This window comes from Streptomyces sp. NPDC015220, assembly GCF_043079345.1.
Lineage (GTDB): Bacteria > Actinomycetota > Actinomycetes > Streptomycetales > Streptomycetaceae > Streptomyces.
The window spans coordinates 64,658-77,229 of record NZ_JBIBUK010000004.1 but is presented as its reverse complement, the minus strand read 5'-3'; the positions used below and the strand labels follow the sequence as shown (position 1 = coordinate 77,229).

10 protein-coding genes are annotated in these 12,572 nt (G+C 71.9%); 6 read left to right on the top strand and 4 right to left on the bottom strand.

Annotated elements, in window-relative coordinates; all coding sequences use genetic code 11:
• The first annotated feature begins 6 nt into the window (after positions 1–6).
• On the top strand, positions 7–1,266 hold the full coding sequence (locus ACF061_RS11905; protein WP_392266702.1) for a cytochrome P450: 1,260 nt from the start codon (positions 7–9) through the stop codon (positions 1,264–1,266).
• Entirely contained in the window at positions 1,263–2,078 is an 816-nt protein-coding gene (locus tag ACF061_RS11900) for an enoyl-CoA hydratase/isomerase family protein (RefSeq protein ID WP_392266701.1), read from the top strand. The genes ACF061_RS11905 and ACF061_RS11900 overlap by 4 nt, the downstream gene beginning before the upstream one ends.
• Positions 2,079–2,176: 98 nt before the next feature.
• On the opposite strand, the gene ACF061_RS11895 is transcribed toward ACF061_RS11900, so the two are convergent.
• The 3 genes from ACF061_RS11895 to ACF061_RS11885 all read right to left on the bottom strand — a co-directional run bounded on the left by ACF061_RS11895 (position 2,177) and on the right by ACF061_RS11885 (position 6,161).
• Entirely contained in the window at positions 2,177–3,922 is a 1,746-nt protein-coding gene (locus ACF061_RS11895; RefSeq protein ID WP_392267034.1) for a SpoIIE family protein phosphatase, read from the bottom strand.
• Between the two features lie 422 nt (positions 3,923–4,344).
• Complete coding sequence (locus tag ACF061_RS11890) at positions 4,345–5,265, bottom strand: NADP-dependent oxidoreductase (RefSeq protein WP_392266700.1); 921 nt, start codon at positions 5,263–5,265, stop codon at positions 4,345–4,347.
• 257 nt (positions 5,266–5,522) lie between these two features.
• Positions 5,523–6,161: an HD domain-containing protein gene (locus tag ACF061_RS11885; protein WP_392266699.1), complete on the bottom strand. Its 639-nt coding sequence runs from the start codon at positions 6,159–6,161 to the stop codon at positions 5,523–5,525.
• Between the two features lie 458 nt (positions 6,162–6,619).
• On the opposite strand from ACF061_RS11885, the gene ACF061_RS11880 reads away from it, so the two are divergent.
• Complete coding sequence (locus tag ACF061_RS11880; RefSeq protein WP_392266698.1) at positions 6,620–7,423, top strand: aminoglycoside 3'-phosphotransferase; 804 nt, start codon at positions 6,620–6,622, stop codon at positions 7,421–7,423.
• A gap of 399 nt (positions 7,424–7,822) precedes the next feature.
• Here ACF061_RS11880 and ACF061_RS11875 read toward each other — a convergent pair whose 3' ends face one another.
• Positions 7,823–8,404, bottom strand: a complete 582-nt coding sequence (locus ACF061_RS11875; protein ID WP_392266697.1) for a helix-turn-helix domain-containing protein — start codon at positions 8,402–8,404, stop codon at positions 7,823–7,825.
• Positions 8,405–8,729: 325 nt separating this feature from the next.
• On the opposite strand from ACF061_RS11875, the gene ACF061_RS11870 reads away from it, so the two are divergent.
• The 3 genes from ACF061_RS11870 (at position 8,730) to ACF061_RS11860 (ending at position 12,315) form a co-directional block, all read left to right on the top strand.
• Positions 8,730–9,527, top strand: a complete 798-nt coding sequence (locus tag ACF061_RS11870) for an aldolase (protein ID WP_392266696.1) — start codon at positions 8,730–8,732, stop codon at positions 9,525–9,527.
• Complete coding sequence (locus ACF061_RS11865) at positions 9,527–10,480, top strand: dihydrodipicolinate synthase family protein (RefSeq protein WP_392266695.1); 954 nt, start codon at positions 9,527–9,529, stop codon at positions 10,478–10,480. Before ACF061_RS11870 ends, ACF061_RS11865 begins: the two co-directional genes overlap by 1 nt.
• A 656-nt stretch (positions 10,481–11,136) precedes the next feature.
• On the top strand, positions 11,137–12,315 hold the full coding sequence (locus tag ACF061_RS11860) for a Cmx/CmrA family chloramphenicol efflux MFS transporter (protein WP_392266694.1): 1,179 nt from the start codon (positions 11,137–11,139) through the stop codon (positions 12,313–12,315).
• The last annotated feature ends 257 nt before the right edge of the window (positions 12,316–12,572 follow it).

The following is a 12,572-nucleotide window of genomic DNA, read 5'->3' as shown; positions in this document are numbered from 1 at the left end:
CTTCGCGTGACGGCAGTGGGCGACATAGGCGACAGAACAGATCGGCGAGCCGTCATCTCCGTTCTCCGGCGCCTGCTCTCTCCCGAAGGGCAGGCCAACCCTCTGCCCGTCTGGGAAGAGCTGCGCGGCATGGGCGACGTCGTCCCCGCCCCGTGGGGCGGGTACTTCGTCACCGGATACGAGGCGTGCAGTCAGGTCCTGCGCGGCAGGACCTGGCTCGTACCCGACATCGCCTGGCAGGAACGCCAGCCCGACCCCGAACGGTGGCACGCCCCGGCCACCCAGGAGATGAGCAACGCCCTCTCGCGGCTCAACGCCCCGGCCCACACCTGCCAAAGACGCGGTCTCGGCAACCTCTTCGACCGACGGACCCTGCAGGAGATGCAACCGGACATCGAGGACCATGTCCGCGGGCTCCTCGACCAACTGGAAGCCGGTCTCCGCGACCGCGGCGTCGCCGACCTGGTCGCCACGGTCAGCGAGCAACTGCCCGTCCGGACCGTCGGGCACTGGCTCGACATCCCCGCCGAGCACCACGCGCACATCCTGGACTTCACCCACCGCCAGGTCTTCGCCCAGGAACTGCTGCCCACCAGAAGCGACCTCGCGGTCTCCGCCGAGGCCACGCGCGAGATGCGGACCTTCTTCACCGATCTCGTCCGGCAACGCCGGGCCCGCCCCGGCAACGATGTCGTCTCCGGCTGGATCCGCCACTGGGACGCCCGGTTCCCCGACGACCGGGCAGCCGCCGACCGCACCCTCTACCACCTGATCATGTTCATCACCATCGCGTCGCTGGAGACCACCGCGACCCTGCTCTCCAACGCCGTCTGGTTCCTCCTGCGGGACCCGGGCCGATGGAACTGGCTGCGCCACCACCCCGAACACATCGACGACGCGGTCAACGAGGTCCTGCGCTACGACCCGCCGATCCACCTCAACTCACGGATCGCCGCGGAACACACCATCCTGGCCGGCGTGCCCATCGCCAAGGACACGATGGTCCACGTCCTGTACGGCGCCGCCAACCACGACCCCCGCCGCAACCCGGACCCGCACACCTTCAGCATCCTCCGGCGGGGCGACCACCTCACCTTCGGCGGCGGAGCCCACTACTGTCTCGGGGCGGCCCTGGCCCGCCTCGAGGCCCGAATCCTCCTCACCCACCTGCTGAAACGATTCCCCACCCTCGAACCCGCCGGCGGCCCCACCTACGCACCCCGTATGGTCTTCCGCCGCATGACCTCCCTGAAAGTGACGGCATGAGAGCCCTGCCGACCCCGGCCACCCACACCGTCCAGTCCCACAAAACCCTTCGGACCGACCGGCGGGGCCCCCTGCTGTCCATCGAGCTGAACACCCCCGACCAGGGCAACACGGTCACCGAGACACTCCTCGACGAACTGCTGGCCGTCCTCGACCAGCAGGCCCCTGACATCAGGGTCATCGTGCTCTCCGGCGCCGGCGCGGACTTCTGCCTGGGCGGCGACCGCTCCGAGTACGCGGAGCAACTGGCACACGACCCCGACGGCAGCGGCGTCCGCATCTCCGGCGCCAAGGCCCGCCGCGTCTGCGAGGCCCTCTCCGCCAACCCGGCCGTCACCATCGCCCGCGTCCAGGGCAAGGCCATCGGCGCCGGGCTCGCCCTGGCGCTCGCCTGCGACCTCCGGGTCGCCGCCGAGACCGCCACCTTCCGGCTCCCCGAGCTGGCCCTCGGCCTGCCCACCGCGTGGGGAGGCCTTCTCCCCCGCCTCCTCAACGAGGTCGGTGCGGCCCGCGTCCGTGAACTGGTACTGACCTGCCGGTCCTTCGACGCTCAGGAAGCCCGAGCCCTCTCGATCCTTCAGCGCGTCGTACCCGAACAGGATCTCGATGCGGCAGTGCACGCCTGGGCCGCACCCGTCATCCGCCGCTCACCCACCGCTCTGAGAGTCACCAAGCAGCTGTTCCACGCCTACTCGAGTGCGACGCGGCTGGCCGACATCACCGCCCTGGACGCCGAGTTGATGGCCTCCGTGCTCCTCGAACGTGAGCACGCGCCCACCGCGGACGGTCGGCGCACCGGGCTGTACGGCTAGTCAGTCAGTCAGTCAGTCAGCCGGGCCGGGACCGGCGGCCGCACCGTGCCGGGCGCGGCAGGGACATGTCGCATCCATGACGGCCGAGGCCCGAGGGCTCAGGGCTCAACGGGGTCCGGGCCCGTGCGCTCCCGCGCGGGTGTGCGCAGCGCGAGGAGGGCGACGTCGTCGTGTCCGGGTGGCTGGACGCGGCGCAGGAGCTGGTCGGTGAAGGACGGCAGGGGGCGGTGGGCGAGAGCGGCGGCGTGTTGGCGCAGTCGGTCCAGGCCCTCGTCGAGGGTGCGGCCGGGCGCTTCGACGAGGCCGTCGGTGTACAGCAGGAGGGTGCACCCCGGCGGCAGCAGCACCGTGGCGTCGGGGCGGACTGTGCGGACTCCGGTGCCGAGCAGGAGGCCGTGGCCGGCGGTGAGGTACTGGGCCAGTCCGTCGCGGGTGATGAGCAGGGGCGGGGGGTGGCCGGCGTTGGTCCAGGAAAGCTGCCAGTGGCCGTCGCCGGTCCGGGTCACCCGGGCGAGGACGAGGGTGGCCATGGCGACGTCGGTGATCGGCATGATCGCCTCGTCGAGGCGGTCGACGATCCGGCTGGGGGGCTGCTGCTGGGACCAGGCGTAGGCGCGGAGCATGTTGCGCAACTGGGCCATGCCGGCGGCGGCCTCCAGGTCGTGGCCGACGACGTCCCCGATGGCGAGCGCCGTGGCGCCGTCGGGCAGGGTGAAGGCGTCGTACCAGTCACCGCCGACCTGCGAGGCGTCGGGGGCGGGCAGGTAGCGGACGGTCATCTCCAGGCCGGGCACGCTCGGCACCTGGGGCAGCAGGTGGTTCTGCATGGTCTCGGCGACCTTGCGCTGGCGCTGGTAGAGGCGGGCGTTGTCCAGTGCCAGGCCGGCGCGGCGCGCGATGTCCTCCAGCAGGGGCAGGTCGGCGACGGTGAAGGCGCCCGGTTTCCCGGCCCGGCCGAGAGTGAGGGCTCCCAGGACGTCACGGGTGCTGCGCAGGGGCGCGATGGCCGCGGAGTGGATGCCCGTGGTCTCGAACAGGCGGCGCTGCTCGGCCATGATGCCGGAATCCGGGACGCCCCGGTAGGTGTCCGGGCCGGCCAGGGTGGAGGCGATGCCCCGCAGGGCGCGTGACAGGGGCATCAGGGACGTCTCCGGCACCGGCGGCATCGGCCCTTCGAGCTCCTCGTGGTGAACCAGGGTGCCGCCGTCGGCCTGGACCACGGCGGTGCGCCACACCTCGTCGCGTTCGGTGATCAGGTCGATGACGGCCCAGTCCGCCAGGCGCGGCAGGACCAGGCCCACCAGCCGGTGCAGCGCCTCCTCGACGTCGAACGTGGACGTGAGCTGCGTAGTGGTCTCGGCGAGCAGGGCGAGCCGCTCGAAGTCGGTCAGCGTCCCCGCGGTCTGCTCCGGACGCGTTCCGCTGTCAGGGTGCTGCCCGCGGACGTAGAAGATGACGAGCGTGCCGGTGCGCAGGTCGCCGATGTCGTACGGCGTGATCGTCCAGGAGATGGGGAGCAGGGAGCCGTCGGCGTGGGCGAAGTACTCGTCGCCGCCCTGCGCGGGGCTCCCGGCGTGGAACGCCTGCCGCATGCCGCACTGCGACGCGGGCAACTGCTGGCCCTGCGGCCCGCGGTGCAGCAGGTCGTGGGCGTCCTGCCCCACGAGTTCGCCGGCAGGGCGGCCCAGCAGGTCCTCGGCGCGGTGGTTGGCGCCGATGACGCGGCCCAGCTCGTCCACGACGTAGGCTCCCGCCCCGACGGCCTCCAAGGACGGGGCGAGGTGAGCAGCGGCCACTGCCGCGGACTGTTTCTTCCCGGTCGGTGTGCTTTCCGGTCCCACCATGCCCTCGTTTCCCCTGGGGATCACGCTTGTCACCCTCGGCGCCGCTTCCGCTCGCGCGACGGAGTACCCGAGTCTTCCCTATCCGTATGCCCCACCGGCGGGAAGGGCCAGTCGCCCGTCCGGCAGACTCCGTGTGGGCTGTTCCCCACCGCCGCCGCCGGCGCGGAGCCGAGCACCTTCGCGTCCTCGTCGACATCGCCGGCGCTCTCGTCCGGCACCGCCGCACCATCGTGGAGACGACCCGGTGGGCCGCCCTCAAGGCGTCCGCGGCCGGCCTCACCGGAAGCACCCAGACGGACGCTGACGAGCGGGTCGGACCATTCCTGCGCACAGTCGCGGCCGGACCGTGTCGGATGGGCGCGTGAGCCGGACAGCCGCCCTGCGCCGCGGCAGGCGATCGCCCGGACCGGGGCCTTTCGCCCTCAGTCCTCGGCGACGCGAATGATCGTGCGGCCGGGGACGCGCTGTCGCTGGGCGAAGGCGGCGGCTGCCTCGGCGAGCGGCCGCACCGCGCCGACCCGTACCCGGAGCCTGCCGTCCCGCAGACGCTGGGCGAGCTCGACCAGGCGTGCGCGGTCGGGTTCCACGACGAAGAAGAGGGCCCGCCCGTCGTCGGGGCGCACGGTGGGCCGGTGGGCGATGGTGACGAGCGTGCCGCCGGGGCGCACGAGGGCGGCAGAGCGGTCGAGGACGTCGCCGCCGATCACGTCGAACACGACGTCGACCCGGTTGACGTCCTCCCACAGGTCGGCCTCCAGATCGAGGAACGTGTGCGCGCCCAGGTCGAGGACGGCGTTCCGGTCGGCGGAGCGGCCCGTGCCGACCACGCGGGCTCCCGCTTGGTGAGCGAGCTGGACGGCGATCGAGCCGACGCCGCCGGCGGCGCCGTGGATCAGAACGGTCTGGCCGCTGGTGAGACGGGCGTGGTCGAACAGGCCCTGCCAGGCGGTCAGCCCGGAGACCGGCAGCGCGGCTGCCACCGTGTGATCGACGTCGGCGGGGAGCGGGGCGAGGTTGCGGGCCTCCACGGCGACGTACTCGGCGAGCGAGCCGTCGCGGGTCCAGTCGGTCGGTCCGAAGACCCGCTGGCCGACGGTGAGGCCGGTCGTTCCGTATCCGAGTTCCGCCACCACCCCGGAGACCTCGTGGCCGGGCACGCTCGGGGTGCGGTCACGGCCGGCGCGGTCGACCCAGGTCGCGGGCCAGCCGAGCTCGCCTCGGGTGAAGCCCGCGGCATGCACCCGCACGATGACGTCGTTCTCGGCGGCGTGGGGATGGGGAAGGTCCTCGAGGGCCAGCCCCGTGATCCCGGCATCGCGATCCCGGACAGTGATGGCTCGCACGCGCGTTCCTTTCTTGGCGAGTGGGGTGCGGGATGCCGGACGCGGACACGTCAGTGGATCCTCGACGGGAGGCCGTCGCCGCTCGATGGTGAGCGTCCCGGGTCGGCTCGCGATCCGGGCGCGAAGGACGGATCGCGCTCGCCATCGGTACGACGGTGGTGACCCTGCGCAACCCGAAGGCGGCGCGTCGGCTCGGACGAGGAGGGGTACGGCGAGAGCGCGACGGTCGAATCGACTCGGTCCCGGCGGTCGCCGGGTCACCGCGGCCAGGGGGCATCGAGGATGCGCTCCACCATCGACGTACGGCGGAAACCGGGAACGAAGTGTTCCAGGACGTCCGCGTTGACGGTTCCATAAGTGGTTTCCGGGCGGTCTTCGAGGCCGTCGACGAATGCCCGGAGGAATTCCTTCTTGAAATCACCGCGCGGATGGGCGGCGACGATCTCGTCCAGTTCATCGCCGTCCAGCCGGTCCAGCCCCCAGCCGACCGCGTCGGTCAGCACGCCGTAGTTCGTGGCGGCGACCTCGGGATCCATCCGGCCGGGAATCCCCGGCGTCGTGTGCAGCGCGATCGCCCTCCAGACCACCTCGGCGGCGCTTCCGGAGAACCCGCGGTCGAGCAGGAACTTCCGTGCGTGGTCGGCGCCGTCCAGCTCGAAACGCTGCCGCGTCTCGGAGAAGGGGATCAAAAGGCCCGCGTCATGGAACATCGCCGAGATGTAGAGCAACTCGGGATCGGGCCGGAAGCCGAGTTCACGCGCATGGAGGGAACCGAAGAGGAACACTCGCCGGGAGTGGTGGAATATCAGGGGGCCGGTCCTCTCCCGGAGAAAGTCCGTGGCCTCCGCGACAGCCGAGGTCCCGGGTATCTCCACCCCTGCGATGATGTCGGTCATGATGTCGGTGCTTTCCGGTGCGTTGCGCTACGAGTGGACCGCGCGTCCGTTCTCCACGGTGCCGACCACGCGGCCCCGGCGCCGCCTCGGCCCGGCCATGAACCACTCGGATCCAGTCACCCCAGGATGGGCCCAGGAGCGCCGGCACGCATGGGGAGACGATCCTCGTCCGGTCGAAGCGCTGGACGTCGCCGGCCCCGCCGAGGTGTGCCATGCGAACTCACCTCCCTCACCCGGCCCCGCTGACCCACCGGCGGGCGGCCGTGGTCGACGCGCCCGCCAAGGCCCTACCGCGACACCGCCTCCCCGACAGCAACCCCCGGCCCGGGAATCGACACCGGACCGCGCCCGGAATCGGCGCATCCTCGGCCGGACGTGGCTCCGGCTCGGCAGGGTCACCGCCGGCAGCGTCCGAAAGTGGATGGCCGACTGCCCGACGGCCCGGTGAGAATGAGCGGATGATCGCCACGTCGCCCCAAGGCCCCGTAGAGCTTCCGAGTGTCGTCACCGAGCTCGCGGCGGGCCGGCCGACGCGGGCCGTGTGGCAGAACGAGCTCGGCGGACTGACGTTCCAGGTCGGCCTCGGCGACCAGCGGGAGTTCGTGAAGTGGACACCGGCCGGCAGCGGCATCGACCTCGCGGCCGAGGTGGCGCGCCTGCGCTGGGCGGCGAGGTTCACCGCGGTGCCGCACGTACTCGACGAGGGCGCTGACGAAGCGGGGTCCTGGATCGTCACACGTGGCCTGCCCGGGCGCATGGCGGTGGACGAGCGCTGGAAGCGCGATCCCGGCACAGCGGTACGCGCGATCGGAGCAGGGCTGCGCGCACTCCATGCCGCGCTGCCCGTCGCGACCTGCCCGTTCGAGTGGTCCGCCGAGAAGCGCCTTCAAGCGGTACTGTCACGAGCCGCGGCGAACCGGATCGATCCGGCGCACTGGCACGAGGACCTTCGGCACTTCGGCACCGTCGAGCGCGCGCTCGGCGTGCTCACCGACATTCCGCCGGTCGACGAGCTCGTCGTCTGCCACGGCGACGCCTGCGCTCCCAACACACTGGTCGGCGACGACGGCACATGCACCGGACACGTGGACCTCGGCACGCTCGGTGTCGCCGACCGCTGGGCCGACCTCGCCGTCGCCACATGGAGCACGCGGTGGAACTACGGTCCGGGATGGGAGGAGCCGCTGCTCGAAGCCTACGGAGTCGAGCCGGACCGGGGGCGGATCAGCTACTACCGGCTGCTGTGGGAACTGTCGGAGTGACCACCGCGTGACGCGCTGCCGCGGTTCGGGCCGCCCGAGCCCCGGAGCACTCGACGGGACGGCCGCGTTCGCAGCGGGCTCCGGCCCGGACAGGGCGACGAGGTGGCACCCGCACGCCGCGCGAGATCACCGACCGATCCGACCGATCCGACCGATTCGACCGATCCGACCGATCCGACCGATCCGACCGATACGACAGGGCGGGCCCTTCCAGCGGCGCCGACCCCCTGCCGTCCACCTACTTCCCGCTGTCCACCCACGGCCTCACCCACCCAGTCCTCGACCGTGGCACCCCTTCGCGCCGCGCGGTGACGTCGCGCACGGGCCGACCGGGCCCTCGCCGCTGACCTCGACGGCGGCGCCACGGCATCGTGCCCTCGGCAGCCCGTCCCGCCGGTCTCAGGGCAGGCGGGAGTGCGGGGGCCGGGTGTCGCCCGGGGTGTCGTGGTCGCTGGAGACCAGGAGCAGGACGGTGGCGCGCCGGGTTCCCAGGGAGCGGAGCTTGTGGGGTGTGGTGGCCTTGAAGTAGGCGCAGTCTCCGGGGTCGAGCGTGATCGTGCGGGAGGGGAGGACCAGTTCGGCCTGTCCCTGGTGGACGAAGACGAACTCCTCGCCGGGGTGGTCCCGGAAGGGGACGGGACCGTCGTCCAGCGGCGGGTAGAGCATGAACGGGGTCATGCTCTTGGTGCCGGCGTGGAGCGCCATGCCCTCGTAGCGGGTGCCGGGCTCGTCCTGGGAGGTCAGCGCCTGACGTTCCGCGGCCCGGGTGACGGTGACCTCGCTCAGCTCCTCGGCCTCGGCGAAGAGACGGTCCAAGGGGACTTCGAGGGCCTTGGCGAGCGAGGCGCACACGGCGATCGAGGGAACGCTTCGGCCGCGTTCGACCTTCGACAGGTAGCTCTTGGTGACACCGGACCGCTCGGCCAGCACGTCCAGGGTCATCAGCCGTTCCCTGCGCAGCTGGCGTACCCGGTTGATCACTGACGTCTTCCTCCCCCGTGCCCCGTCGGCGGGGTTCCTCGGTACGACGCGTGCCGCCCGCGTCCGACGACACGGCGTGTCCCGCAGCGCACATGCTACGCCGCGGCTCCGCGGGCGGGCCCGGAAGGTGTCGCCGGCCCGCTGCGGCCCGAGCGGCCCGCCCCGGGCGCGTCCGGGCTGCGCCGTGTGCGTTCGGTGGAGACGGAGCCGCCCTTGTCGTAGGACACGTCGTGTCCTATGGTGAACGAGGTTTCCTGAGGGGTCGGTGCACGGCCTCCGGGCGCGGGCCCAGCCGCCGGGGCGGGGCCGGAACTGGAGCGGACACATGGCGACATCGATGCGGGACTCGAAGGACTTACTCGTCGGCCGCGCCGAGCGGCAGATGGACCAGCACTTCGCGGCCTCGGAACTGACCACACGTCAGAAACTGGCGCTCACCTGCCGGATCGCTTACGACGGCGGCCACGACTCGGGGCTCGCCGGACAGATCAGCTCCCGTGGACAGGAGCCGGGCACCTACTACACCCAGCGCCTGGGGCTGGGCTTCGACGAGATCACCGAGGACAACCTCCTGCTGGTGAACGAGGACCTGGAGGTCCTGGAGGGGGAGGGCATGGCCAACCCGGCCAACCGCTTCCACTCCTGGATCTACCGGGAGCGCGCGGACGTCAACTGCATCATCCACACGCACTCGCTGCACACGGCCGCGCTCGCCATGCTGGAAGTGCCGCTGGTGGTCTCCCAGATGGACACGACACCGCTGTACGACGACTGCGCCTTCCTGAAGGACTGGCCGGGTGTGCCGGTGGGCAACGAGGAGGGCGAGATCATCTCCGCCGCCCTCGGTGACAAGCGGGCCATCCTGCTGGCCCACCACGGCCAGATCGTCACCGGCTCCACGATCGAGGAGGCGTGCACCCTGGCGCTGCTGATCGAACGGGCGGCCCGTCTGCAACTGCTGGCGATGTCGGCGGGGACCATCCGGCCCCTGGACCCGGCTCTGGCCCGTGAGGCCCACGACTGGACCTCCACCGACCGGCGCAGCGAGGCGAACTTCGCCTACTACGCGCGCAAGGCGCTGCGCGATCACCCCGACTGCGTGACGGGACAGGTGGATCTGTGATGACGAAGCCGCCGCTGAAGGGGATCATCTCCTACCCGGTCACCCCCTTCGAACCCGTCACCGGCGAGGTCGATCTGCCCGCGCTGCGGAAGCTGACCGACGACCTGGTCGCAGCCGGCAGCCACGCCGTCGCCCCCCTGGGCAGCACCGGTGAGAGCGCCTATCTGACCGACAAGGAGTGGGACGCGGTCTGCGAGACCACCTTGAACACGGTGGCCGGACGGGTGCCGACCCTGGTCGGAGTCTCGCACTGGAGCACCGAGGGCACGGTTCGCCGCGCCCGCGTGGCCGCCCGCCACGGCGCCACCGCGCTCATGGTGCTGCCCCTGGTGTACTGGAAGCTGACCGAGGCCGAACTCGCCCGGCACTACGGCGAGGTGGCCCGTGCCACCGACCTGCCGATGATGCTCTACAACAACCCGGGCACCAGCGGTGTGGACCTGCGGCCGGAGACAGTGGTCGCGCTCGCCCGGAAGATCCCCAACCTCACCATGGTCAAGGAGAGTTCGGGCGAGGTGTCGCGCTTCCGCGCCCTGCGGGAGCTCTCCGACGGGCAACTGTCGGTCTACAACGGCAACAACCCGGTCGCGCTCGACGCCTTCCGTGCCGGAGCCGCCGGCTGGTGCACGGCCGCCCCCTGCCTCGTGGCGCCGTGGGTGCTGGAGCTCCACACCGCGGTCGTCGGCGGACACGACGACCGCGCGGACGAGATCCTGAGGAATCTGCTGCCGTTCCTGCGGTTCATCGTCCACCACGGCCTCCCCCGGGCCATCAAGGCGGGGCTCGAGATCCAGGACCGCCCGGCAGGGCCGCCGCGCCCGCCGCTGCTGCCCCTGCCGCGGCACGAGACACAGCAACTGCGGGAGATGCTCACCCACCTCCTGGCCGGCCCGCTCCCGCCTTCCGCCGCCCAGGACCCGTCTTTGAACGGATCGCGCCCGGAGCGGGAATGAGGCGAGAGGGACCGCCGCCTCGAATGGAGGCGGCGTTCCCTCTCGCACGCATCGGGTGGTGGTGCCGCGGAGGCCCTTGAGCCGGTCGAAGCGGCGTCCGACAGCCCATCCGGCTCCTCCAGCGGCAGGCTCCGGGACCGGCCTATGGGCACACGGGGTGCGCATCGACCCGCCGGAGACGCCTGAAGTCGTAGGGCGCTTCGACCGAGACGACGCCGCCCCGGTCCGCCCCTGTCAGGGCCACCCGGTTGTAGATGGTGTTCACCTCGTCGGCGCGGCACGCCAGCGGGAAGTGGACGGCTACGGACCGTACGACGCCGGTGCAGCGGCGGCAGCACACCCCTCCGAGGGCGATCACCCGCCGGCCGCGTCCCCAACCCCACCGAGCGACACACCTGTTGAGGGACATGACGTCGGTGACACGGATCAGTGCCGGTGAAACCGGGGTGCCTCGACGGACACCGGTCGGGTAGCGTGCGGGCCATGTCGAGTCCTGAGTCAGACGAGGTGGGGGCTTTCGGTCACGCCGTCAGCCCCCACCCCTGAGTTCACAGCCCTTCCGTCGCGCCGCGTTCCGCGGTGGGACGAGTGTGCCCCGGGGCCGGCAGCGGTGACGAGACGACCTCCTCGTGCTTCTCCTCACCTCGGAGCCTTCGATGCCTCTCCCGCTGTATCCGCTCGCCCTGGCGGTCTTCGCCATGGGCACCTCGGAGTTCATGCTCGCCGGCCTGTTGCCGGACATCGCCTCGGAGTTCGACGTCACCGTCGGGACGGCGGGCGTGCTCACCTCGGCCTTCGCGATCGGCATGATCGTCGGTGCCCCCCTGGTGGCCGCGCTTGCCCGCAACTGGCCCAGGCGCTCCGGCCTCCTGGGCTTCACCCTCGCTTTCGCGGCAGCTCACGCCGTGGGCGCCGTCACCGCCGACTTCCCGGTCCTGTTCGTCACCCGGGTCGTCGCCGCGCTCGCGAACGCCGGGTTCCTCGCCCTCGCTCTGACCGCTGCCGCCGCGCTGGTCCCGCCCGACAAGAAGGGACGTGCGCTGGCCGTGCTGCTGTCGGGCACGACGGCGGCGACGATCGCCGGTGTCCCCGGCGGGTCGGTACTCGGTACGTTGCTCGGCTGGCGGGCCACCTTCTGGGCCGTCGCCGCTCTCTGCCTGCCCGCGGCTCTCGGCATCCTGAAGGGGATCCCCACGGGAGGCGCGAAGGAAGAGGCGACTGGCGGGCCGGCCTTGCGAGCGGAACTCGCCCGGCTCAAGAGCCCCCGGTTGATCCTGGTGATGCTGCTCGGCGCGCTGGTGAACGCAGCCACGTTCGGAAGCTTCACCTTCCTCGCCCCCGTGGTGACCGGCACCGCCGGGCTGGACGAGGTGTGGATCACCGTCGTCCTGGTGCTCTTCGGCGCCGGTTCCTTCGCCGGCGTCACCGTCGCCGGCCGGCTGTCCGACCGGCGTCCCGGTCCGGTCGTCGCGGTCGGTGGTCCGTTGCTGCTCCTCGGCTGGCCGGCGCTGGCGGTGCTGGCCGACGAGCCGGTCGCCCTGTTCGTCCTCGTGTTCGCGCAGGGCGCGTTGTCGTTCGCGCTGGGCAGCACGCTGATCACCCGGGTCCTCTACGAGGCCGCGGGAGCCCCGACCATGGCCGGCTCGTATGCGACCGCGGCCCTCAACATCGGCGCCGCCGCCGGTCCCCTCATCGCCGCGACCACCCTGCGCACCGAGGCCGGGAACCTCGGGCCGCTGTGGGCGAGCGGGCTCCTGGTCGCTGTCGCACTGCTCATCGCGTTCCCCTTCCGCACCGTCGTCACGGCCGGCCGAGGCGCCGAGGCGCTCCAGTGACACACGCGAACGCGCCCTCGGACATCGAGGGACGCCGAAGGCTCGTGGAGCGCGGCCGCGGCCGTCCGACCGCCCACCTGCGGCGTCCCTGACGGCGCAGCCCGGCCTCCCGGCCGGCCCACGGGCCTCGTCGGGCGGCCGGGAGGGAACTGGTCCCGGCCCCTTGATGAACTCGCCCCTCCCGGGCATACGCATCCCATGACGTCATCGTGGAGCGGACCGAGCCGCCCGAACCCCGGTAGGGAGTCCCGTCATGG

Excerpts from the sequence above, each read along its gene's own strand:
- ACF061_RS11900 (WP_392266701.1), top strand. The coding sequence starts at position 1,263 with ATGAGAGCCCTGCCGACCCCGGCCACCCACACCGTCCAGTCCCACAAA.
- ACF061_RS11895 (WP_392267034.1), bottom strand. The coding sequence starts at position 3,922 with ATGGTGGGACCGGAAAGCACACCGACCGGGAAGAAACAGTCCGCGGCA.
- ACF061_RS11885 (WP_392266699.1), bottom strand. The coding sequence starts at position 6,161 with ATGACCGACATCATCGCAGGGGTGGAGATACCCGGGACCTCGGCTGTC.
- ACF061_RS11880 (WP_392266698.1), top strand. The coding sequence starts at position 6,620 with ATGATCGCCACGTCGCCCCAAGGCCCCGTAGAGCTTCCGAGTGTCGTC.
- ACF061_RS11870 (WP_392266696.1), top strand. The coding sequence starts at position 8,730 with ATGGCGACATCGATGCGGGACTCGAAGGACTTACTCGTCGGCCGCGCC.
- ACF061_RS11865 (WP_392266695.1), top strand. The coding sequence starts at position 9,527 with ATGACGAAGCCGCCGCTGAAGGGGATCATCTCCTACCCGGTCACCCCC.
- ACF061_RS11860 (WP_392266694.1), top strand. The coding sequence starts at position 11,137 with ATGCCTCTCCCGCTGTATCCGCTCGCCCTGGCGGTCTTCGCCATGGGC.